This window comes from Streptococcus pseudopneumoniae ATCC BAA-960 = CCUG 49455 (assembly GCF_002087075.1).
GTDB classification, from domain to species: Bacteria; Bacillota; Bacilli; order Lactobacillales; family Streptococcaceae; genus Streptococcus; species Streptococcus pseudopneumoniae.
In genome coordinates, this window is sequence record NZ_MWSM01000051.1 from 1 (window position 1) to 21,652 (window position 21,652).

Sequence of the window (21,652 nt, forward strand, 5' to 3'; positions counted from 1 at the left end):
CCCTCCTTGTTTTCTAACTTTATTATACTAAAAAGAAAGGCATCATTTCAATAGAAATCACGACTTTCTGATGAATTTATTTGGGGAGTGATAGAAAAGCCCTTCATCAGCCAGTCTACTTGTTCTGGTGTGAGAGCTTTGACATCCTTTTCTGTACTTGGCCAAGTCAACTTACCGTTCTCAAAGCGTTTATATAGTAGCCAAAATCCTTGACCATCCCAGTAAAGGGCTTTAAAGCGGTCTTTACGTCCACCACAAAAGAGAAAAACTTGACCGGAGAAAGGATCCAATTCAAAGTGGGTTTTAACCAGATAAGCCAGTGAATCAATGCCTTGTCTCATATCCGTTTTCCCACATACGAGATAGACCTGCCCTAGGCTAGATAGATGAATTGTCATGGAGCAACACCTTATCCAAAAGCTGTTCTATCATTTCGAGATTGTGGAATCTCTACAGGAACAATAGGTTGTGGCATTAAAATATCTTCCAGTAGTTTTACTTTACGAATAGTATACAGGAGGAACTCCATGAATGATAGATACCTTGTTATGACGCGCTTACGGGCAAAGTTCTTTCCATGACATAATTCCCTCATGAAATCAACTGAAAAAAGCTTCGTCACACCTGGTGACAAAAGCCTCTAGTTTACTCTGTTTCTTCTTCTATTTCAACTTCGGTAATTTGGACTTTTACCTTGGTAACACGTCCATTTTTCACTTTATCATTGGTTAAGATAAGTTGTTTGTTTTGGCTGACCAATTCATAGCTAAGTTTCTCAGTCGTCGGAATGGTCCCCACTCCTGTCAAATAGTAACCAGCAATGGTATCAACGTCATCACTTTCCAGTTCAACATCAAAGTAATTATTGAAATCATTGAGGGTCATCGTTCCTTGAACAATGTAGGTATCCTCGCCAATCTGATGAACATCTATTGCTGCTTTGTCCGTTTCATCATCAATTTCACCAACAATTTCCTCTAAGAGGTCTTCCAAAGTCACCAAACCAGCCATACCACCGTATTCATCCAGCAAGATTGCCATTTGTCTTTGGGTATTGCGCAATTCTTTTAGCAAGTCATCCACAAAAATAGTTTCAGGTACAAAAAGTGGATCTTGTAAGATTTTCTTCCAAACAATATTATCAAAACCATCCACAAAACCAGCCTTAAGGAGACTCTTGGTGTGAATGATTCCAATTACATTGTCCTTATCCCCATCGTAAACTGGTATACGGGAAAAGTTTTGTTTTAAAATACTTTGGATAATGCTTTGACTATCATCCTGAATATCCACCATAAAAGCATCTGTCCGAGGAACCATAACCTCTCGTGCCATCAGTTCATCGAGCGAAAAGACACCTTGTAGCATCTCAATCTCATCAGCATCCAACGTTTCTTCACTATTTGTCAGCATATAGGCAATTTCATCACGGGTCATCTTTTCATCCGCATCATCGAATGACATAGGAGTCAAATGGCTCAAGAAATTGGTCGAAGCAGCTAAAAGCCAAACAAAAGGACTGACTAGTTTTCCGATCCCAATGATAACCGGCGCTGTACGAATGGCCAAGGCATCCTTTAGATTAAGAGCGATTCTCTTAGGATATAATTCCCCAAAAACGATGGAAATATAGGTCAAAAATGCTAAGGATAGAAAAGTTGCCACGGCTTGTGCTGTTTCGCTATTCCCAAGCCAAGAGGCAATCACACGTCCTAGAGTATCAGCTAAACTCGCCCCTGATAAGATTGTAATCAGGGTGATTCCTACCTGAATGGTTGATAAAAAGTGGTTAGGATTTTCTAGTACCTTCAGCAGGCGGATGTAGCGTCTGTCTCCTTCTTCCGCCTTTTGTTCAACTCGGGCACGATTAAGAGAAACCATGGCCATTTCTGTGGCTGAGAAAAAGGCATTTAATACCGTCAAGATAAACAATAAAACAAATTGTAGCAACAAATTCTGACTACTTGGGTCTTCCATAGTTCTTCTCCTAAAATAGTATCTTATCCTTTATTATATCACAAAATTTAATCCAATACATATTATTTTTTTCTTAGCGTAACTTCTCAAAGTAACTTCCATCTCTCTCCCAAAACTGGAAGTTAGTTTTAGAAGTTACCATTTTTTCTTAGTACCTACTCTAGCCCTACTTAAACTAGAAAAAAGAACTCCTACATCCATAAGTGATATAGGAGTTTATCTTATCTTTTACTGATACTCTTCGAAAATCTCTTCAAACCACGTCAGCTTTATCTGCAACCTCAAAGCTGTGCTTTGAGCAACCTGCGGCTAGCTTCCTAGTTTGCTTTTTGATTTTCATTGAGTATGAGTTACAGTTACTTCTCCAGTTCGGTAATCCAGTTGAAGCCCCTTTTGAACATTGGGAACTAGAACATTAAATTCCAATTCTCCGTCTGAAGACTTGGCTTCAATCTGTGAAGCTGAAGGAACTAAATCCTCGTTTGAAGCGTAGTAAAGGGTTACACGGTAACGGACACGCTTGTTTTGGTCCAAGGCTTTACGCACCTTACTTTCATAGTAGTTTTGACCAGTCGAATCCTCGGCCTGCGCCTGATTTGCCCAGGCTGTCTGAACAGCAATGTTTTTAGGATTGCTTGTCGAGGCATCAAAACCATCCAAACCACCGATTAAGGCATAGCCTAACAGATGACCTCTATCGACTGCATGGGTATAAGAGCCCTTTAGATTCTTGACCTGATGCCAGCCTGGAGGAGTCCATGAAGTCGAACCATTCCCAGTTTCTTCACGATTCTTGTACTGACGAGTAGCCTTAGACAAGAGGGCATTAGCCACGGTTGGTACGGTCTCCTTGCCCACCGTCTTTGTTTTATTATCAGCGTAGGGCTTACTTGAAACCTTGGCATTTAGGTTTGTTTTATTACCATTGACGATAAAAGCACCTGATCCGTTCCACTCCAGACTCCCTTTTACTTGGTTTTTGACTGCGTCTGTTAAGACACTCTCTGCCAATGCTTGACTAGGAGCTTCAGACGCTTGTTTTTTCTGACTAAGCTTGGTTTTAGGACTATTAGGTGCCGACTGCATCTGCTTGATATAATAGCTCCCTGTAGACAAAAGCAATAACACTAGCAGTCCGATTAGTGTCTGTCTTGTTTTTTTGTTCATATTTCTCCTTATCTTTAGAAAAAGGCTGGTTCTCCAGCCTAATTTCCTGTAAATTTATGAATCAATTCCTGCCATTTTGCTGGAGACAGGATAGCCCATGGATCTTGACCCTTGCCCAAGATTCCATAACCTACCATTAAACCGATTCCTAGAGCCAGAGTACCTAAAATCAGTACTATGATGACTAAAAGTAAACGCTTGACTACGTAGCTTGATTTCTTATTCATCTTCATCACTTGCCTCAATCCGCTGAATCTTAGCACCTAGCTGCGCCAACTTCTCATGGAAACCGTAGTAACCTCTATCCAAGTGAACCAATTTACCGACCACAGTTTCTCCCTGTGCTACCAAACCTGTCAAAATCAAGGCTGCACTGGCACGAAGGTCAGTAGAAAGAACTTCCGCTCCCTGCAAAGGTTGACCACCAACAATACGAGCTGTATCACGGATAATCTCAGAATGCAAGCCCATGCGACGCATTTCTTCTAGATGTTGGAAACGATTTTCGAAAACTGTCTCCACCATAGTTGATTCCCCTTTTGCGACTGTCATCAAGGCTGTAAATTGAGCCTGCATATCTGTTGGAAATCCTGGGTGGGGCAAGGTTTTCACATGAACAGCTTTTAGATTTTCTAGTTGAGAGCGAACGCGAATTCCTTCCGTCTCCTCCGTCACTTCCACTCCCATTTCAAGCAATTTGGCAATCAAGGGACGGTTGTGCTCCCAGACAGCATCTTTAATCAAGACATCACCACCAGTCATGGCAGCAGCTACCATAAAGGTTCCTGCTTCGATACGGTCTTGGACTACATTGTGAGTCGTACCATGAAGTTTCTCAACACCGGTAATGGTAATGGTCTCTGTACCAGCACCCTTAACCTTAGCTCCCATTTCATTAAGGAGAATGGCTAGGTCAACAATCTCAGGCTCACGCGCAGCATTTTCAATCACTGTCATCCCATCAGCTAGGGTCGCTGCCATCATCAAGTTCTGCGTTGCACCAACACTTGGAAAGTCCATATAGATATGAGCGCCATGCAAGCGTTCTGCCTTGGCTTCGATGTAACCAGCTGTCTGACTAATCTTAACCCCCATAGCTTCCAGACCTTTCAAATGAAGATCAATAGGACGGCTACCAATGGTACAACCACCTGGCATGGATACCTTGGCATGACCCACACGGGCAAGGATTGGCCCTAATACAACGATGGAGGCGCGCATCTTGCTGACATACTTGTAAGGGGCTTCCTCAGTGATGTCGCCAGTAGCATCCACCTCAACAAGATGGGCTTCCTCATCAAAGTCAACCTTGGCATTCAAACCACCAACCACCTGATTCATAATAAAGACATCCGACAAGATCGGTACATTCTGTAAGACTGTCTTTCCTTCACTTGCTAGAATAGTCGCTGCCAACAAGGGCAAGACTGCATTCTTTGCTCCTTCGATGGTTACACTTCCTACCAGACGATTATCGCCACCTTGAACAACAATTTTGTCCATACTCGTTTCCTTTACTCTTGATTTTATAATAATCCTCTAAGCGCTTCTTGCCACAAATGATACAGGCTGATAAAGAAAGAACTCAAGATATAGCCCATTACAATGCTGAAAAAACCTACTAATAAACGAACTTTTCTTGTATTCTCAGCTGTCACTTTTAAAACCTTTTCCCATCTAACAAGATCCTTTAAAAGGTAAAAACTCACATAAATAAAGAGCATGTGACTGCTTAGAGTGAATAATAATTGAACCATTTGACTATTATACCATCTTCTCTGTTTGTGCGCTAGTTTGGAAACTTCACTTAAAAACTAGGGATTGTTTTTCAAGTAATCAATTGCATCTTGTAGGGTTTTAACGGGCACGATTTTCATATCTGTCTTGATTGTTTTGGATGCTTCTAGGGCTGTTTGGTAGTTGTTTTTTGCATCCGGGTGTGCTTTTTGTTCTTCTTCGCTAACAGGATTATCAGGGGCAAAGAAAATAGCGGCACCTGCCCTAGCCGAAGCTACAACTTTTTTATCAATACCTCCAATATCCCCCACATTCCCATCGCGGTCAATGGTACCTGTACCAGCAACAATACGACCATTACGAAGATCTGGGTGAGCTATTTGAGTATAGATAGCTAGACTAAACATGAGACCAGCACTTGGGCCGCCAATACCAGCTGTTGAAAAGCTAATTGGGACATTGCTGATTACCTCTGTACGATCAATCAAGCCGATTCCAATCCCATTTTTTCCATTTTCCAAGGTGATAATCTTTCCTTCTGCAGACTTGGTTTGCCCATCCTCTTCATAGGTGACCTTGACGGAGTCCCCTAATTTTTGAGAACTGACGTAATCAATCAAGTCTTTGGAACTATCAAAGGTCTGATCATTGACTGCTGTGACCGTATCAGAGATATTGAGAATCCCTTTAAAGGTTGAATTATCCGTCACATTCAAAACATAAACGCCAAAGTACTTGAGTTCGATATCCTTACCAGCTGTTTTTAGTCCTTGATACTTGGCCATATTTTGCGATGTTTGCATGTAGAATTGATTGATTCGCATAAATTCAACATCGGAAGAACCACCTGTAGTCTCCTGAGCACTACGAATATCTGTAAAAGGTGTCAACCAAGCATAAATCATATGAGCTAAAGTGGCATGTTGAACACCAACCGTAACGAATTGATAGGCACCAGCTTCCTTATCTTCTGTGTCATTTACTTTAAGGACTTGGCGAATATCTTCCGAACCACCTGGAACCTCTATATAATAAGGCAAGGGCACTACAAATGCCAAGAAAGTCACAATCAAGGCCGCAATGACGTATAAGGGCCATCTAATCTTTTTTTTCATTTCTTATTTCCTCCAAAATACTCTCGGGAACATAGCAGGCAATATCCTGACCAAACTTCAAAAGCTCTCTAACGCCTGATGAACTGATATAGAGATGTTCAGGTCGACTATGTAAATAAATAGTCTCTATATCAGGAGACAGCTGATGGTTGTAGTAATCAAAACTGGCTTCGTATTGCAAATCCGACGCATTTCTCAAGCCTCGCACTAGGCAAGTAGCCCCCAGTCTTTTTGCGACATCGACCACCAATTCATCATGAGAAGACACGACTTTAACATTTCCCAAATGTTTCACAGCCTTTTCTAACCCCCGTTTACGATTTTCGATAGGAAGAAATCCTTGTTTGTGGGGATTAAAAAAAATACCGACATAGAGCTTATCAAAGAGTCTGCTCGCCCGTTCAATCATATCCAGATGCCCATTTGTCATCGGATCAAATGAGCCTGTGAATAAGCCAATCTTATCTGACATAGACTGTCACCTTACTAATTCCATAAATCTTTTCCTTCCAGATACCCAGACAGGCAATCTCTTCTGGAAGTTCAACGGCCTTATCCGTCTCGCACACAACCATAACATCTTCAGAAAAAAGCTCTCTCTCAGCCATTTTTTCAATATCTGCTACGATTTGTTCCTTGGCATAGGGAGGGTCTAAGAAAACGAGGTCAAATTCCCCAGATACCTGTTCCAATGCCCTCTCTGCATCCATCTTGAGGAGTTGAAATTTTCCAACTTCCTTGGTCATCTGGATATTTTCAGCCACGATGGTCTGAGCCTTACGGTCTCGCTCCACCAAAACAGCACTGGACATGCCACGCGATACTGCTTCGATAGATAAACCACCACTACCTGCATAAAGGTCCAAGACTCGTCCCCCTTCAAAGTAGGGACCAATCATGTTAAAAATGGCTCCCCTAACCTTATCCGAAGTAGGTCTTGTTGTCTTGCCTTCTAGTGTCTTGAGGGGACGTCCCCCATAGATTCCTGATACGATTTTCATACTGTTTATTATACCAAATTATAGACAAAAAGAGAAAGAAAACCGAACCTTGCGGTTCGATTCTCTACAAAATATTTTCGTAAGTATCGCGGACTTCTTGAGGCCAAACACTTGTTTGCACTTCTCCGATGTGTCTCTTGCGAAGTAGGAACATGGCCATACGAGATTGTCCAATTCCTCCACCGATTGTCAATGGGAATAGGCCATTCAACAAAGACTTGTGCCATTCCAATTCCAAGCGGTCTTCATCACCTGTAATTTCCACCTGACGTCTAAGAGTTTCTTCATCTACACGAATTCCCATAGAAGACAACTCAAAGGCTCCACCTAAAGACTCATTCCAGACAAGAATATCACCATTTAGACCCTTGTAGCCATTCTCAGACTCGCTTGTCCAGTCATCATAGTCTGGTGCACGTCCATCGTGCGGTTTACCATCTGGCAACTCGCCACCGATACCAATCAAAAAGACGGCTCCAAATTCTTTACAAATCGCATTTTCACGTTCTTTAGGTGTCAAGTCTGGGTAGCGTTCTACCAATTCTTCTGTATGGATAAAGGTGATTTGTTTTGGCAAGATAGACTCGATGTCATAGCGAGCTTCAACAGCTAGCTCAGTCAGGCGAATAGCCTTATAAATCTTCTCAACTGTTTCTTTTAGATAAACGATGTTACGCTTACCATTTGGGATAACCTTCTCCCAGTCCCACTGGTCAACATAAACAGAGTGGGTTGCATCCAAGGAATCCTCATCTGGACGAAGGGCTTTCATGTGGACAAAGAGACCCTCTCCTTCACCAAAGCCAAAACGAGCCAAGGTGTGGCGTTTCCATTTAGCAAGTGAGTGCACCACTTCATAAGTAGCATCAGGGATTTGGAGAACCTTGACCGATACTGGATTTTCCACACCAGACAGGTTGTCCTGCATTCCGTCACCGACCTTACTCAAGATAGGACCTTGAACTTCGACAACTTCTAGCTTATCTTTCAAATACTGGGTAAAAGTGTTTTTGACAAAGGAAATTTCTTCTTGTTGATGGATAAAACTTTTCTTCATAGACAACTCCTCAAAAATTTAATAAACATATTATACACCTATTTCCAAGAAAAGAAAAGAGAAAATTTTAAAAAAATCAGTGTCACTCAAAACACTGATTTCATAGACCTTTTAGTCATTGCGACCAAAGATACGTAGAATACTTAGGAAAAGATTGATAAAATCAAGATAGATGCTGAGAGCCATTGACACCACCCAGCCTGTCGCTACACGACCTTGTGATTGTTCATAGGCGAGGCGAATCTTTTGGTTATCCCAAGCAATCAACCCTGAAAAAACCAAAACCATGGCTACGCTAATCATATAATCAAAGAAACCACTAGACAAGAAAATATTGACTATCATAGCAATAATCAAACCGATCAGAGCCGCCATCATAGCTCGACCAAGACCGCTCAAATCTTTCTTGGTGAAGATACCAACTGCAGCCATGACAAAGAAGAGAAGGGAGCTCGATACAAAGGCAGATAAAACTGTACCCGGAGTATAGAAGGCTACCACAAAACTAAGGGTAAAACCGTTTAAAACAGAGTATAGCAAAAATACTGGAAGAGCAGCTGGACTATTTCTTGAAGCCATGCTACTGGCAACGAAAACCAAGGCCAATTCTGCAAAGGTTGCAATGGTCAACCAGAGACGCCCCTGCATCAAAAAGTAAACCAACTGAGACTGAAAGACCGTCAACATAAGGCCTGATACCAAAGCAGATAGTCCGATTCCCAGACCAACAAAGGCATATACCTTAGCGTAAAATTGATTGAGACCTACACGGTCATGTATAATAGTGTGATTCATCTTTTCTCCTTTTCTATGAACATCTTTCCTTGATTATAACAAAAAAAGTTAAAATTAGCTTAAATGGAAAATCAAAATACCAGCTGCAATGGCAACATTCAAACTCTCCGCCTGCCCATTCATGCTAATATGGACCAACTGGTCTGCACTTTCAGCCATAAGGGGACTAATTCCTTGGCCCTCATTTCCCATGACTAGTACAAAATTTTCTATAGGAGGCAGTTCTCTGTAATCAACAGAATCTTTAGATAGGGTTGTAGCTAGCACAGGGATAGCTGCCTCTTTGGTTTCCTTAAGGAGCGCTTGGCTAGTCATCCGGTAAATAGGCAGATGAAAATGACTGCCTTGCATGGAACGTAAGGTCTTGAGACTGTAGATATCTGCCGATTTATCTGAAACAATCACTCCTGTAAAGCCTGCTGCATCCGCAGTTCGAATGATGGTTCCTACATTACCAGGATCTTGCACATCTTCCAAAAACAAGAACTTGCCCTGACTAAAGTCAGCTTGTCCTACTTCTTCTTTTTGAACCACCGCAACGATTCCCTGTGGAGTCTGAGAATCCGCCAAATCTAGTAAAATATCCTCTGACACCCAGATAGTTTGCGGAAAAGCAGCTAACTGATTTCGGTAACTTTCTAGGGCAAAGATTTTCTCAATCGTCACTCCAGCTTGGACAGCTTCTTCAAACAAGTGCCAGCCTTCAATCAAATAGGCAGACTTGCGGTATTTTTTTTGGTGTAATTTCTTAGCATTTTTTACCACAGAATTGGCTTTTGAGGTTATAATAGTCATAGAAATATTATAACACAATCAAAGGGGTTTGGTATGCAAAAGGTTAGAATGATTGCCCAAGGTAGGGTGCAGGGAGTCGGCTTTCGTTGGGGTGTTTATAGCCTGGCCCTTGAAATCGGTGGCATCACAGGTCGGGTATGGAATAACGACGATGGCACAGTGGAAATCTTAGCCCAAGCAGACTCATCTGCTATCATGGCAAAATTTATCCAAGAAATCCGAAAAGGACCGACACCTTTTTCAAAAGTAAGCTACTTAGATGTCAAACTAAGCAACTTTCCTCCCTACTCTGACTTTAAAATCGCAAATTAGGTCTCCAGAACTATTGTATATTTTGTAAAAAAACAGTAGAATAGAAAGGTATAATTTTTAAAGAAGGAATAAAAACAGTGAAATCTATTAAACGTTTTGCATTCTCGGCTATGGGAGTGGCTATGTTGCTTGTCTTAACTGGCTGTGTCAATGTCGATAAAACCACAGGTCAGCCGACAGGATTTATTTGGAATACGATCGGAGCGCCTATGGCTGAAGCTATCAAGTACTTCGCTACTGATCAAGGTCTAGGCTTTGGTGTCGCTATCATCATCGTAACCATTATCGTGCGCTTGATTATCTTGCCACTTGGTATCTACCAATCATGGAAGGCAACGCTTCACTCTGAAAAGATGAATGCCCTCAAGCACGTCCTTGAGCCACACCAAACTCGTCTCAAAGAAGCAACTACTCAAGAAGAAAAACTCGAAGCCCAACAAGCTCTCTTTGCCGCTCAAAAAGAGCATGGCATCAGCATGTTTGGTGGTGTAGGATGTTTCCCTATCCTCCTTCAAATGCCTTTCTTCTCTGCTATCTACTTTGCTGCCCAACATACTGAAGGTGTTGCTCAAGCAAGCTACCTAGGAATTCCTCTAGGTTCTCCAAGTATGATTTTGGTTGCCTTCGCTGGTGTCCTTTACTATCTTCAATCGCTCCTTTCACTTCACGGAGTAGAAGATGAAATGCAAAGAGAACAAATTAAAAAAATGATTTACATGAGCCCACTCATGATCGTCGTCTTCTCCCTCTTCTCACCAGCCAGTGTTACACTTTACTGGGTTGTCGGTGGTTTCATGATGATTCTCCAACAGTTTATCGTCAACTATATCGTTCGTCCAAAACTTCGCAAAAAAGTCCGTGAAGAACTAGCCAAGAACCCACCAAAAGCAAGTGCTTTCTCAACACCAAATGGACGAAAAGACGTTACCCCTGAACAACCAACTGCTATCACAAGCAAGAAAAAACACAAAAATCGCAACGCTGGAAAACAACGTTCGAGATAAGAAGAAAGGCTTAGCTGATTTGCTAAGTCTTTTTGCAAGTCAAAAGCCCGATGTTTCCATCAGGCTTCTTTTCTATCCATGTACACGTTTCGTATAGTCTTGGTAACTTTCGGTATCCATGAGTTGTTTAGCGTTCTTAACGCGGTCTGCTGTTGGTGGTTTAACCCCTTCGAGGGAATAGGGAATTCCCAATTCACGCCATTTAAACTCACCCATGGTGTGATAAGGCAGAATTTCAAACTTATCCACATTTTTAAGAGTCTTGACGAACTTACCAAGTTCAATCAAGTCATCATCTCTATCTGTCAATCCTGGAACTAGCACGTGGCGAATCCAGACAGGTTTTCCAATATCTGATAGATACTGGGCACAGGCCAAGATATTTTTATTGGTTTGGCTAGTAACAATCTTGTGCTGTTCTTCGTTGATTTCCTTGATATCTAAGAGAACCAAGTCAGTGACAGCCATGAGTTTGTCAAACTTTTCAAGGTAACGTGGTTTATTACGGAAAGGAAGGGCACAGGTGTCCAAGGTACAGTGGATTCCTTGTTCCTTAGCCTTGGTGAAAAGGGCAATCAGGAAATCAATCTGCAAGAGGGCTTCTCCTCCGCTGACTGTAATCCCGCCCTTATTTCCCCAGAAACCACGGTAGCGCAAGGCTTCTGTCAAGACATCATCTACCGTCCGTTCACGTGATTTATTGGACTCCATAGCCCAAGTATCTGGGTTATGGCAATACTGGCAACGCATGTGACAGCCCTGTAAAAAGACAATAAAGCGAATACCAGGGCCATCTACCGCCCCAAAACTTTCTGTCGAATGCACCATTCCTGTCACTTGTCCATAATCAATTGTTTCTTCAGACATATCGTCACCTTCCTTGAAAACGTTTTATAGTTTTATTATATCACGACTTGAAGGAAAAACAAGATTTTTACCTATTTTTTAGAAAGCAATCTGTTTTTCAATTTCATTTTCAATCTATTCTCAGATTATTCTTCAAAATCAAAACCATACAAGGTTGCAAAATAGTCTTCAGGGCGCTCTGCACGGCGGATTTGACGGGCTTTGCCTTCTTCAGTATAAAGGATTTCCGCAGAACGAAGTTTGGCATTGTACTGGTAGCCCATTGAAAAACCGTGGGCACCTGTATCATGAATGACCAGCAAATCACCGATTTCTGTATGAGGCAGTTCGCGATTGACTGCAAATTTATCATTGTTTTCACAGAGTGAGCCAACCACATCTACCGCTTCAGCTGGTCCATCTGGATGGGTCATGTTGCTAATATGGTGATAGGCTCCGTACATAGCTGGACGCATGAGGTTGACTGCTGATGCATCCACACCTAGATAGGTACGGTAGGTTTTCTTCTTATGAGTGACTCTTGTGACTAAAGCACCGTGAGGTGCCAGCATAAAACGACCCAATTCGGTGAAAATCTTGACCTGACCAAGACCTGCTGGCGTAAGAACCTCTTCATACACCTTACGAACTCCCTCACCAATCAAGGCGATATCATTTGGCTCCTGCTCAGGACGATAGTTGACTCCAATACCCCCGGAAAGATTGATAAAGTCTAGTGAAATACCCAGCTTTTCCTTGATTTCAACAGCCAATTCAAAAAGCTGACGCGCCAACTCTGGATAATAGAGATGGGTGACAGTATTGGATGCTAGAAAGGAGTGAATCCCAAAAGTCTTGGCTCCTTTTTCCTTCAAGATGGCAAAGGATTCAAAGAGTTGGTCCTTGGTCATACCAAACTTAGCCTCCCCAGGATTATCCATAATGTCTGTCCCCAGTTCAAAAACGCCTCCAGGATTATAACGACATGAGATGATTTCTGGAATGCCTGCTGCTCGCTCCAAATGTTCAATATCTTCAAAGGCATCCAAGTTAATGATCGCACCCAATTCACGCGCATAGGCATATTCCTTATCTGGCGTATTGTTTGAAGAGAACATAATCTCAGAACCAGGGAAATCCAGTTTATGGCTCATCAAAAGCTCTACGTAACTAGAGCAGTCCACACCACAGCCTTCCTCTTGGATAATTTTCAAAATAGCTGGGGTTGGAGTAGCCTTAACTGCAAAATATTCCTTAAAGCCCTTGTTCCACGAAAAGGCTTGGTTGACGGCTCTTGCCTTCTCACGAATTCCCTTCTCATCATATAAGTGAAAGGGAGTTGGGAACTCGGCTACAATCGCTTCTAAGTCTTCTTTATTAATAAATGGTGTTTTCATAAGTTTCCTTCTATTCTATTTGCAAAGAAAGGCTGGGACAACCGTTCCAACCTTTATCCTTTATTCTTCTGTGTCAAAAATATTACCAATCTCAACATCGATGGCTTGGTTCTTGACATCAATATTGGTTACCTTCAAGAGTGACTTGTATTCAAACTGCTTTTCACGTTCTTCTTGGGCATTGTCCGCAAAGACCGCTACACCTGCCAATTCTGAGTCGAATTCGCGCAAGAGACTAATCATCCCATTGACAGTTCCGCCGCCTTTCAAGAAGTCATCCACAATCAAGACACGGCTACCTGCCTTGAGACTCCGTTTTGAAAGGAACATTTTCTCGATACGGTCACCACTTGAACCGGATACATAGTTGACGCTAACCGTTGAACCTTCGGTAATTTTCAGGTCACGGCGCACAATGACAAAAGGGACATTGAGGACATTGGCAACTGCATTTGCAAGTGGCACACCCTTGGTTGCTACTGTCATAACCGCGTCAATTTTTTGATCCATAAAGCTCTTGGCAATAATGCGACCAATATTTTTCAAGATGGCTGGTGTGCTAAGTAAATCAGACAGGTAGATGTAGCCACCTGGCAAGATACGGTCACTTTCTGACAACTTGGCACGCAAGTCTTCAACCATTTCCTTAGCATCATGGTTTGAGATTGATGGTGTAAAGATAACACCTCCGCCAGCCCCAGTCACAGTCTGGATGTGACCAATTTCGATTTCCTCAAAGGCGCGTTTGATAATGACGATATCTTCTGAGATGGATGATTTAGCAGATTCATACTTTTCAGCAAAAGTATTGAGACTAGTTAGTTTATAAGGATGATTAATCAAATAGTTGGAAATGACAACCATCCGATCACTTCTTCTTAATTTCATTTCTATTTCCTATTCCATTTTTATTCAAAAAATCAAAAAGCAAACTAGAAAGCTGGTCACTGGTGGTTCAAAACACTGTTTTGAGATTGTCGATAGAACTGACAAAGTCTGTAATATACCTGCATATATACATACGACAAGGCGATACTACCCTAGTTTGAAGAGATTTTCGAAGAGTATTCATTTTTGTCTTTTACTTATTATACCATATTCACAGAAAAAAACGAACATTCTTATTCTAAAAAATGTTCATTTTTCTTAAATTATAAATCTAAACCTGGTTTATAGAAGGAACGATTGTCCATAGCGAAGATTTTATTGGTCATCTCTCCTTTATCCACCAAAGCCAGAGCTGTTGACATCATCATCATGCTGGCATCCAGATTGTCAATCATATGAATAATCTCTGCTTCCATAATGCGTGGACGGACTGGGCTTCCATACTCAAGTAAGCCGTGGTGACTGAGGATGACGTGACGAAGCAAAACGACTTCTTCCTTGGTATCATCGATGCCGAGCTCCATAACCGTCTTGGTAATTTCGCTATCAATGAGAGCGATATGTCCAAGAAGATTGCCTCGCACTGTATACTCAGTCTGTTCTGGTCCCGTCAACTCGATAACTTTGGCCAAGTCATGCAGCATAATTCCCGCATAGAGCAGGCTCTTATTGAGCCGAGGATAAATATTGCTAATGGCATCTGCCAAGCGCACCATGGTCGCCGTATGATAGGCCAAGCCTGTTTCAAAGGCATGGTGGTTGGTCTTGGCTGCTGGATAGGAGTAGAATTCCTTATCATACTTGGTGTAGAGATTTCGGACAATCCGTTGCCAGACAGGATTTTCAATTTTGAAAATCATTTGCGACATGTAGTCACGAATTTCCTTGATATCAACCGGTGGCTTGACCTTGAAATCAGCTGGGTCATTGGGTTCACCAGCTTGCGGCAGGCGGAGAGTGATTTGATTGACCTGTGGAGTGTTGTTATAAACTTCTCGGCGCCCTTTCATGTAGACAACCCTACCTGCGGTAAAGGCCTCAATGTTATGAGGTTGGGCATCCCAGAGCTTCCCCTCAATCTCGCCACTATCATCTTGGAAGGTAAAGGCTAGGTAGTTTTTCCCAGCTCGAGTTTGCCTCAGGTCAGCTGATTTGATTAAGTAAAAACCTTCAAACAGCTCATCTTTTTTCATGTGACTAATCTTCATATTCTTCCTCATTTTCTTGGAAATGGAGTAGATCAAGCGCAGGCTCACCTTCTGACAACTCAATGTGACGGAGCGTCCGCTCGATAGCTGTGGTACGACGGTTTAATAATTCATCAATATTGCCAGAGGCATGTTGGAGATGTTTTTGTGCCTTTACCAGAATACCACCAAACTTGCCAAACTCGGTCTTGACGCTGGCAAGAGTCTTACTGATATGGTCGGCACTCTTTTGGATATTGAGAGTTTTGAATCCAACTGATAGGGAGTTAAGAAGGGCTGATAGGGTACTTGGACCTGCAACAATAATCTGTTCTTCCCGTCTCAAATCATCAAAGAAGATAGGATTGCGGACGATTTCTGAGTAGAGACCTTCTGTCGGAACAAACAAGACTCCAAAATTGGTCGTCCGAGGCGGTGCTATGTACTTGCTCTTGATATCCTTGGCAAAGCGCTTGACGCTTGCTAAAAGCGATTTACGACAGCGTTCAATCTCGTCCCTATCACCTGCTTCATAGGCTTCTTCCAAGCGGTAATAATCAGCCAAAGGAAACTTGGAGTCAATCGGTAGGTATACATATTCCTGATCACCCTGTCCAGGTAACTTAATGGCATACTCCACTCGTTCACTGGAGTTTTCAACCGTTGCATATTCTCGTTCATACTGGGCAGGGGTCATGATGTCTTCGATGATTTGCCCCAGTTGCAATTCTCCCAGAATCCCTCTCGTCTTGGTTCCAGAGAGAACCTTGTTGAGGGCGCCGACATCACGGGCAACTGTCTGCATTGCTCCAAGGCCACGATTGACAGACTCCAGTTGTTTGGAAACTGTCTCAAAGGAGGCCTGTAAGCGTGTCTGCAAGGTCTTTTCTAACTTTTCCTCGACTGTCTGGCGCATTTGTTCCAAACGTTGCTCATTTGATTCCTGCAAGGCTTGGAGACGTTGGTCGGTCTTGTCTCTGGTTTGGAGGAGATTATCTGTCATTTCTTGACGGACCTGAGTCAGACCTTGGTACAATTCGATTCGCACTTCTTGCAAACGATCGCTGATAGCCACTTCCAAGTCTTTTTGATCTAACTGCCTGGCTTGTCGGGCTTGCTCAAAGCGATAATCCAGCTGATCTGAAAGATTATCTGCCTGATCCTCCAAGCTCTTGCTGAGATGTTTCTCCTGCTTATCCTGCCTTTGCCAAATCAGAAAGAGTCCAGCTAGGTTGGTAATCAATAATAGAACAAGTAAACTTTCCATCCTACCTCCTGTCCTTACTATGCAGCACGACCACATAGCCATCTGGGCAAGTCACCGAAACTTCCCTATCTATATATTCGTTAGAAGCGTACACTTTTTTAAAGAAAAAATTTTCCTCTGTCAACTCATACTTGGCACCAATAATAGTCAGCTGGCTATCCCGAACCGGCATAAAGGCTAGATAGTCGTAGTCTGAACGAGGTTCTAGCTGACTGGTCCCTTCTGGACAATAGGCAATCAAATTTTGCCCATCTTCAATTTCTATTTGACGCATATAGGGAGCCAACTTGGGATTGCTGGGCAGAAAGACATTAGCCAGCATATGATCAATACGACCACCCAAAGCACCGAAAATAGTAACCTCAGCCTGCGGATTTTGCTCAAAGATGGTTAAGAGAGCCAATTCCAAATCTGTATCATCTTTTTCTGGTCGGGCTTGGACAAAATGCTGGGCACGTTTTTGAATCAACTGTCGCTCTTCTTCCGTCACAGAATCAAAATCTCCGACTGCTAGAGCAATAGGAAGGTTTTCTTCCAGGACCCATAGCGAGCCCCGATCCACACCAACAAAACCATCAAAGTCCGTCCGATAATGACCACGGTCTCCGCCTGCAAAAACGGCAACCCTAGTCCAGTTGTTTTCTGAGAGTTTGTACTCGCTCATTGACATCTCCCTTAAAGACATAGGAACCTGCTACAAAAACGGTCGCACCAGCTTCTTTGGCTTGAGCAATCGTTTTATCATCAATCCCACCATCCACTTCAATCTCAAATTTCAAACCTTTTTCCTGACGAAGAGCAACCAACTCACGGACCTTATCCATGGTCTCTGGTAGAAAGGCTTGCCCACCAAATCCAGGGTTAACTGTCATGACTAGGACTTGGTCAACTAGATGAAGCACATGCTTAATCGCTTCAACTGGTGTACCAGGATTGATAACGACTGAAGGCTTGACACCGAGTGAACGAATCTTTTGGAGGGCACCATGAATATGAGGCGTTGCTTCCACATGGATACTGATAATATCCGCACCTGCACGCGCAAAGTCCTCTAAATGATGCTCAGGGTTTGACACCATCAAGTGGCAATCGAAAACCATCTTGCTATGAGGGCGAAGAGATTCGACCACACCCGCACCAAAACTGATTTGTGGTACAAAGTGACCGTCCATAATATCAATATGGGCATATTCTGCCCCAGTTGCTTCTAGGCGTTTGATTTCACGTTCAAAGTTGGCATAATCTGCTGCCAGAATTGACGGAGCAATCTTGTATTGAGACATAGGTTTCTCCTTATTTTGGAATTTTTTTGCTGACTTTTTTATAGGTTTCTCTGCGATTTTCAATCTCACTGAGGAATTGCAGGTAGTTGTCAAAACGAAAGGACGCAATGACACCCTCTTCAACTGCTGGTTTCACTGCACAAGACGGCTCATGGGTATGGGTACAAGTGCGGAATTTGCAGTCTCGACTAACAGTAGCAATCTCTGGGAAAGCCTGATTGAGGTCTTCAGCCGTTGTTACTTCATAATCCAGTGATGAAAAGCCTGGTGTATCTGCGATTTTACCCCCATTAAGATTGTAAAAACTAACTGCTCGAGTAGTGTGGCGCCCGCGACCCAGACTGTCTGAAATTTCTCCTGTTTCAAGATTGAGGTCTGGTGCGATTTTATTGAGAAGGGTTGACTTACCAACACCTGTCTGCCCCATAAAGACTGTAATCTTATCTGTTAACAAAGGCAGGAGTTCCTCTTTACTGGTCACAAAGTCATAGCCGATGTCACCATAAGTCTGTTTATAAAAATCCAGTTCTCCCCCATCTTCCAACAAATCCATTTTGGAAATATAGACGATGGGATGGATGCCCTTGTGTTCCAAAAGAACCAAGAAACGATCCAGCAAATTGCTGTTAAAATCAGGTTCCTTGACGGACATGATTACTACAGCTTGATCGATATTGACAATAGGCGGACGAACCAGACTGTTTTTCCGTTCGTGAATTTTGAGGATATAGCCTTCTGAATTTTCCTCGGCAGAGAAATCTACCCAGTCCCCAACATAAGGGGTATGGCCTTTTTTACGGAAATTCCCACGCGCGCGTGTTTGATAAACCTGGCCATCACTCTCCACATAGTAGAACCCAGCCAAGGCTTTAATGATTTGTCCTTGCAAAATAACTCCTTTAAAATTGTTAGTTCCATTATAACAAAAAAAAGCTATTTTAGCTTAGCTTCTCTTTACAATTTCGATAAGTCTATTCTAAAAGAAAAAGATACACTCACGCTTTAGATACAAAGTTTTATACAAAAATAACGAGTCTACCTCCTTATATAAAAACAGGCGAACAGAGAGCCTAAAACTCCCTGTTCGCTTTACTTTTTCTGTGTGTAATAGAAAAAACCTAATAAAGCAAGACAAAAAATATGAATATAAACTCCATACATCATGTGGGGAAAGACAGACTCTATAAAATAGCCTGGTAGATAGATGATTGGAAATTGATAGAAATCATAGGTCGTTAGAGATAGTAAACAAAGAACATACATAAATACTGCTACAATTAGAACCCATCCTTGCTTTCGCCATAGAAAAATCATCAATAAGAACAGACAAAGTAGATAGATTGACCAATTTCGCAACATAAATTGAAAACCATAAATCATACTTTCAGTCGTTTCTCCATCAATCACATCAACTACTTTATAGAAAGGTAAACAATAGCTCACTAAAAAAAGAAGGGGACTAATTATTTTTTTCATATTCTCTACCATGGATTATTTTGCAAGTAAGCTGACCATCTATCTCCATATCGAATCAAATGAACAGTATAATTAGTTACTACCCGATTTTCACCTGGTCCAAGCTTAGAAAAACCTGTGCTATACTCCCAACTACTTCTTGCACCTGGATGAAACCATTTTTGCTGGGATGAATACCAACCATCTTGTCTAACTTCCACACTTGAAGATTCTATTTCGATATCCCTTTCATGGAAGTCAACTCCTCCACTTATTTTAGTAATATTTTTTTTGTACACCTCCATCATAACTCACCCAGTGAACAACAGTATACAATTCCACACTATAAGTACTATTAAACTGACTTTGATGAGTAGTAATGTTTTGAGTATAAGCGTGCACTTTCTGTATACCAAAAATATGGTCTAATATATTCGTTGGTTTAGCAAGCTTATTGTAAGCCTCTTCAACAAAAGTAGCCTTCTCTAAATCAGCGGTATAAACAGTTTTTCCTTGTACTACTTGATTATTTATAGAAGTAATACGGCTATCCACAACAATGGGGGCCACCATATCTCCATCGCTAGTTTCTATTTTAGCTGCCTCTTTCACCTCATATACAACTCGATTTTCTTCAGACTGAATCACTTCTACCCCATTTTTTTCAGGTATAGATAATCTAGTTTGCCCATTAGAAACCGTTATATTTGGACCAATATTCTTCTCATTTGCATAAGTCGCAATAGGAAATCCTGATAGAACCACTGCAGACATAAGGCTATTGACTAATTTTTTTCTCATGAATATCTCCTTCCCATTTTCAAGAGAAGTAAAAATAGCTAATATAAGATGAACGTTTCCTTATATTTCAGAATAGGATATCTATCTGAAAGCAATTCACACTCCTATAGGTAACTGTTCCAAATCTTGGCTACATATATTTCAATAGTTTGCTACAAAAAACTCCTTTCTAAGTCTATTGAACATGCCCTTATTCACCTACTAATATATCACAAAAATAAATAAATACAAGACTGTTTTTTCTACTAGTTTTATGATAAAATAGTATTGTTAGGGTAAATTTCATACGTAAATGTCGAGCGAAAAATCGATGGAGCAGAAATCGGTAGACAAAGACTCGATTTCGTTGGTCCAGCCCCACAAGGCTAATCAGGTATTTCACGAGTTTAAAAATCTAATGAAGTGCCCAATCAACTACTGATTCATTGATTTAATACGAACTATAGTGGATTGAACCTAGAAATAGTAAACTAAGGATTCTAAAACGTTTCTAGAAATTAATTTGACTTTCCTAATCTCTTTGTTCATATCTTATTTCAATCTACTATATATACCAAAATGCTGGGACAAAAGTCTTTAAAATCAGAGAAACGCATATTATCAGGTGTTGGAAAACCTTGATAATATGCGTTTTATCATAGAAAGATCTACTTCATTTTTTACTAAAATTAAGTTTTTGTCCCTGCATCTTAGAGCCCTTGCCCTTTAAGTGCATCTGCTAGACTGGCAAACTCTTCCAAGCTGAGAGCTTCCCCACGCACACTTGGTGACAAGCCTGCTTGATCCAAAGCCTTGGTCAGCTTGTCCTTGACTTCCTCAGTCTTGCCAAAGTAACCTGTCAGGTTATTCCATAAGGTCTTGCGGCGATGGGTGAAACTAGCCTTGGAAACCTTAAAGAAGAAGTTCTCATCTTCTACTTCTACAGCTGGCTCTGGACGGCGCACCATTTTCAAAATAGCAGAGTCCACGTTTGGCGCTGGCACAAATACCGTACGAGGCACGATAAAGGCAACCTTGGCTGTCATGTAATACTGCACCGCAATCGACAAGCTACCATAAGCCTTGGTATTTGGTTGAGCGGAGATGCGATCCGCCACTTCTTTTTGCATCATGACGACAAACTCACTAAAAGGAATGCCACTCTCAATCAAGTGCATGAGAATAGGCGTCGTGATGTAGTAGGGCAAATTAGCCACTACCTTGATTGGCAAGTCAGGATTTTTAAAATTCTGGATATATTTCGCCAAATCGACCTTGAGAATGTCCTCGTTGACCACGGTCACATTATCAAAATCACGCAAGGTATCTGCCAAAATTGGCACCAAACGGTGGTCAATCTCAAAAGCCATGACTTGGGCTGCACACTCAGCCAGAAACTCCGTCAAGGCACCAATACCTGGCCCGATTTCGATGACATTGACCTGGTCATCAATCTCAGCCGTATCCACAATCTTTTGAAGGATATTGGTATCCGTCAGGAAATTTTGCCCAAAGGACTTTTTAAAGGTAAAACCGTGACGCTCCAGCACTGCCTTGGTCACGCTATAATCTGCAATTCTCATCTATTC

At 41.8% G+C, this 21,652-nt stretch carries 25 protein-coding genes; 2 read left to right on the top strand and 23 right to left on the bottom strand.

Features of this window, described 5'->3' with window-relative positions; translation table 11 throughout:
- Nucleotides 1–47: 47 nt before the first annotated feature.
- The 12 genes from tnpB to B4W83_RS09975 all read right to left on the bottom strand — a co-directional run bounded on the left by tnpB (nt 48) and on the right by B4W83_RS09975 (nt 9,644).
- Nucleotides 48–398 (bottom strand): IS66 family insertion sequence element accessory protein TnpB, encoded by a 351-nt coding sequence (gene tnpB / locus B4W83_RS09915; protein WP_000152345.1) that lies wholly within the window; start codon nt 396–398, stop codon nt 48–50.
- A gap of 247 nt (nt 399–645) precedes the next feature.
- Nucleotides 646–1,977, bottom strand: a complete 1,332-nt coding sequence (locus B4W83_RS09920) for a hemolysin family protein (protein WP_000390030.1) — start codon at nt 1,975–1,977, stop codon at nt 646–648.
- A gap of 336 nt (nt 1,978–2,313) precedes the next feature.
- Nucleotides 2,314–3,144 carry a DNA-entry nuclease EndA gene (gene endA / locus B4W83_RS09925; RefSeq protein WP_001036782.1) on the bottom strand — a complete coding sequence of 277 codons (831 nt, stop codon included), beginning with the start codon at nt 3,142–3,144 and terminating at the stop codon, nt 2,314–2,316.
- Nucleotides 3,145–3,182: 38 nt separating this feature from the next.
- On the bottom strand, nt 3,183–3,371 hold the full coding sequence (locus B4W83_RS09930; RefSeq protein WP_001036519.1) for a DNA-directed RNA polymerase subunit beta: 189 nt from the start codon (nt 3,369–3,371) through the stop codon (nt 3,183–3,185).
- Nucleotides 3,364–4,647: a UDP-N-acetylglucosamine 1-carboxyvinyltransferase gene (gene murA, locus B4W83_RS09935; RefSeq protein WP_000358021.1), complete on the bottom strand. Its 1,284-nt coding sequence runs from the start codon at nt 4,645–4,647 to the stop codon at nt 3,364–3,366. The genes B4W83_RS09930 and murA overlap by 8 nt, the downstream gene beginning before the upstream one ends.
- A 23-nt stretch (nt 4,648–4,670) precedes the next feature.
- Nucleotides 4,671–4,901, bottom strand: coding sequence for a DUF1146 family protein (locus B4W83_RS09940; RefSeq protein ID WP_023933289.1), 231 nt, complete (start codon nt 4,899–4,901; stop codon nt 4,671–4,673).
- A 57-nt stretch (nt 4,902–4,958) separates the two neighbouring features.
- Entirely contained in the window at nt 4,959–5,996 is a 1,038-nt protein-coding gene (locus tag B4W83_RS09945) for a SepM family pheromone-processing serine protease (protein WP_007284885.1), read from the bottom strand.
- Nucleotides 5,980–6,468: a pantetheine-phosphate adenylyltransferase gene (gene coaD, locus B4W83_RS09950; RefSeq protein ID WP_001280764.1), complete on the bottom strand. Its 489-nt coding sequence runs from the start codon at nt 6,466–6,468 to the stop codon at nt 5,980–5,982. The genes B4W83_RS09945 and coaD overlap by 17 nt, the downstream gene beginning before the upstream one ends.
- Nucleotides 6,458–6,997 (bottom strand): 16S rRNA (guanine(966)-N(2))-methyltransferase RsmD, encoded by a 540-nt coding sequence (gene rsmD / locus B4W83_RS09955; RefSeq protein ID WP_000706960.1) that lies wholly within the window; start codon nt 6,995–6,997, stop codon nt 6,458–6,460. The genes coaD and rsmD overlap by 11 nt, the downstream gene beginning before the upstream one ends.
- Nucleotides 6,998–7,061: 64 nt before the next feature.
- Nucleotides 7,062–8,054 (bottom strand): aspartate--ammonia ligase, encoded by a 993-nt coding sequence (gene asnA, locus B4W83_RS09960; protein WP_000747993.1) that lies wholly within the window; start codon nt 8,052–8,054, stop codon nt 7,062–7,064.
- Nucleotides 8,055–8,165: 111 nt separating this feature from the next.
- A complete protein-coding gene (locus B4W83_RS09970; RefSeq protein ID WP_001016920.1) occupies nt 8,166–8,849 on the bottom strand; it encodes a Bax inhibitor-1/YccA family protein in 684 nt (227 codons plus the stop codon).
- 54 nt (nt 8,850–8,903) lie between these two features.
- Entirely contained in the window at nt 8,904–9,644 is a 741-nt protein-coding gene (locus B4W83_RS09975; protein ID WP_000152690.1) for a TrmH family RNA methyltransferase, read from the bottom strand.
- 33 nt (nt 9,645–9,677) lie between these two features.
- Here B4W83_RS09975 and B4W83_RS09980 point away from each other — a divergent pair, with 33 nt between their 5' ends.
- Nucleotides 9,678–9,956 (top strand): acylphosphatase, encoded by a 279-nt coding sequence (locus B4W83_RS09980; RefSeq protein ID WP_001174613.1) that lies wholly within the window; start codon nt 9,678–9,680, stop codon nt 9,954–9,956.
- A 77-nt stretch (nt 9,957–10,033) separates the two neighbouring features.
- On the top strand, nt 10,034–10,960 hold the full coding sequence (gene yidC / locus B4W83_RS09985) for a membrane protein insertase YidC (protein ID WP_000835945.1): 927 nt from the start codon (nt 10,034–10,036) through the stop codon (nt 10,958–10,960).
- Nucleotides 10,961–11,032: 72 nt separating this feature from the next.
- On the opposite strand, the gene pflA is transcribed toward yidC, so the two are convergent.
- The 11 genes from pflA to rsmA form a co-directional block, all read right to left on the bottom strand.
- Complete coding sequence (gene pflA / locus B4W83_RS09990) at nt 11,033–11,827, bottom strand: pyruvate formate-lyase-activating protein (protein ID WP_001288274.1); 795 nt, start codon at nt 11,825–11,827, stop codon at nt 11,033–11,035.
- Nucleotides 11,828–11,952: 125 nt separating this feature from the next.
- Nucleotides 11,953–13,203 (bottom strand): diaminopimelate decarboxylase, encoded by a 1,251-nt coding sequence (locus tag B4W83_RS09995; RefSeq protein ID WP_000856497.1) that lies wholly within the window; start codon nt 13,201–13,203, stop codon nt 11,953–11,955.
- Nucleotides 13,204–13,263: 60 nt separating this feature from the next.
- Nucleotides 13,264–14,091, bottom strand: a complete 828-nt coding sequence (purR, locus tag B4W83_RS10000; protein ID WP_007284882.1) for a pur operon repressor — start codon at nt 14,089–14,091, stop codon at nt 13,264–13,266.
- Between the two features lie 263 nt (nt 14,092–14,354).
- The gene (locus B4W83_RS10005) at nt 14,355–15,299 is read right to left on the bottom strand and encodes a 3'-5' exoribonuclease YhaM family protein (protein WP_000703190.1); all 945 of its coding nucleotides are present in this window, start codon (nt 15,297–15,299) and stop codon (nt 14,355–14,357) included.
- Nucleotides 15,289–16,545: a DNA recombination protein RmuC gene (locus tag B4W83_RS10010; RefSeq protein ID WP_000444779.1), complete on the bottom strand. Its 1,257-nt coding sequence runs from the start codon at nt 16,543–16,545 to the stop codon at nt 15,289–15,291. The genes B4W83_RS10005 and B4W83_RS10010 overlap by 11 nt, the downstream gene beginning before the upstream one ends.
- A gap of 1 nt (nt 16,546) precedes the next feature.
- Nucleotides 16,547–17,209, bottom strand: coding sequence for a thiamine diphosphokinase (locus tag B4W83_RS10015; protein ID WP_000006132.1), 663 nt, complete (start codon nt 17,207–17,209; stop codon nt 16,547–16,549).
- Nucleotides 17,172–17,828 (bottom strand): ribulose-phosphate 3-epimerase, encoded by a 657-nt coding sequence (rpe, locus tag B4W83_RS10020; protein ID WP_000085015.1) that lies wholly within the window; start codon nt 17,826–17,828, stop codon nt 17,172–17,174. Before rpe ends, B4W83_RS10015 begins: the two co-directional genes overlap by 38 nt.
- Before the next feature lie 10 nt (nt 17,829–17,838).
- Nucleotides 17,839–18,717, bottom strand: a complete 879-nt coding sequence (rsgA, locus tag B4W83_RS10025) for a ribosome small subunit-dependent GTPase A (RefSeq protein ID WP_001161966.1) — start codon at nt 18,715–18,717, stop codon at nt 17,839–17,841.
- A 592-nt stretch (nt 18,718–19,309) separates the two neighbouring features.
- Nucleotides 19,310–19,504: a hypothetical protein gene (locus B4W83_RS13520; protein ID WP_226372460.1), complete on the bottom strand. Its 195-nt coding sequence runs from the start codon at nt 19,502–19,504 to the stop codon at nt 19,310–19,312.
- 55 nt (nt 19,505–19,559) lie between these two features.
- Nucleotides 19,560–20,084: a hypothetical protein gene (locus B4W83_RS10035; protein ID WP_001227793.1), complete on the bottom strand. Its 525-nt coding sequence runs from the start codon at nt 20,082–20,084 to the stop codon at nt 19,560–19,562.
- A gap of 689 nt (nt 20,085–20,773) precedes the next feature.
- Nucleotides 20,774–21,646, bottom strand: a complete 873-nt coding sequence (rsmA, locus tag B4W83_RS10040) for a 16S rRNA (adenine(1518)-N(6)/adenine(1519)-N(6))-dimethyltransferase RsmA (protein WP_001216829.1) — start codon at nt 21,644–21,646, stop codon at nt 20,774–20,776.
- Between the last annotated feature and the right edge of the window lie 6 nt (nt 21,647–21,652).

Bases quoted from the DNA above. Each gene is read 5' to 3' on its own strand.
- B4W83_RS09975 (WP_000152690.1), bottom strand. From the start codon at position 9,644: ATGACTATTATAACCTCAAAAGCCAATTCTGTGGTAAAAAATGCTAAG.
- pflA (WP_001288274.1), bottom strand. From the start codon at position 11,827: ATGTCTGAAGAAACAATTGATTATGGACAAGTGACAGGAATGGTGCAT.
- B4W83_RS09995 (WP_000856497.1), bottom strand. From the start codon at position 13,203: ATGAAAACACCATTTATTAATAAAGAAGACTTAGAAGCGATTGTAGCC.
- B4W83_RS10015 (WP_000006132.1), bottom strand. From the start codon at position 17,209: ATGAGCGAGTACAAACTCTCAGAAAACAACTGGACTAGGGTTGCCGTT.
- B4W83_RS09920 (WP_000390030.1), bottom strand. From the start codon at position 1,977: ATGGAAGACCCAAGTAGTCAGAATTTGTTGCTACAATTTGTTTTATTG.
- B4W83_RS09930 (WP_001036519.1), bottom strand. From the start codon at position 3,371: ATGAATAAGAAATCAAGCTACGTAGTCAAGCGTTTACTTTTAGTCATC.
- B4W83_RS09980 (WP_001174613.1), top strand. From the start codon at position 9,678: ATGCAAAAGGTTAGAATGATTGCCCAAGGTAGGGTGCAGGGAGTCGGC.
- endA (WP_001036782.1), bottom strand. From the start codon at position 3,144: ATGAACAAAAAAACAAGACAGACACTAATCGGACTGCTAGTGTTATTG.
- tnpB (WP_000152345.1), bottom strand. From the start codon at position 398: ATGACAATTCATCTATCTAGCCTAGGGCAGGTCTATCTCGTATGTGGG.
- murA (WP_000358021.1), bottom strand. From the start codon at position 4,647: ATGGACAAAATTGTTGTTCAAGGTGGCGATAATCGTCTGGTAGGAAGT.
- B4W83_RS09940 (WP_023933289.1), bottom strand. From the start codon at position 4,901: ATGGTTCAATTATTATTCACTCTAAGCAGTCACATGCTCTTTATTTAT.
- B4W83_RS09970 (WP_001016920.1), bottom strand. From the start codon at position 8,849: ATGAATCACACTATTATACATGACCGTGTAGGTCTCAATCAATTTTAC.
- rsmD (WP_000706960.1), bottom strand. From the start codon at position 6,997: ATGAAAATCGTATCAGGAATCTATGGGGGACGTCCCCTCAAGACACTA.
- B4W83_RS09945 (WP_007284885.1), bottom strand. From the start codon at position 5,996: ATGAAAAAAAAGATTAGATGGCCCTTATACGTCATTGCGGCCTTGATT.
- B4W83_RS10005 (WP_000703190.1), bottom strand. From the start codon at position 15,299: ATGAAGATTAGTCACATGAAAAAAGATGAGCTGTTTGAAGGTTTTTAC.
- asnA (WP_000747993.1), bottom strand. From the start codon at position 8,054: ATGAAGAAAAGTTTTATCCATCAACAAGAAGAAATTTCCTTTGTCAAA.
- rsmA (WP_001216829.1), bottom strand. From the start codon at position 21,646: ATGAGAATTGCAGATTATAGCGTGACCAAGGCAGTGCTGGAGCGTCAC.
- B4W83_RS10010 (WP_000444779.1), bottom strand. From the start codon at position 16,545: ATGGAAAGTTTACTTGTTCTATTATTGATTACCAACCTAGCTGGACTC.
- purR (WP_007284882.1), bottom strand. From the start codon at position 14,091: ATGAAATTAAGAAGAAGTGATCGGATGGTTGTCATTTCCAACTATTTG.
- B4W83_RS10035 (WP_001227793.1), bottom strand. From the start codon at position 20,084: ATGAGAAAAAAATTAGTCAATAGCCTTATGTCTGCAGTGGTTCTATCA.
- coaD (WP_001280764.1), bottom strand. From the start codon at position 6,468: ATGTCAGATAAGATTGGCTTATTCACAGGCTCATTTGATCCGATGACA.
- rpe (WP_000085015.1), bottom strand. From the start codon at position 17,828: ATGTCTCAATACAAGATTGCTCCGTCAATTCTGGCAGCAGATTATGCC.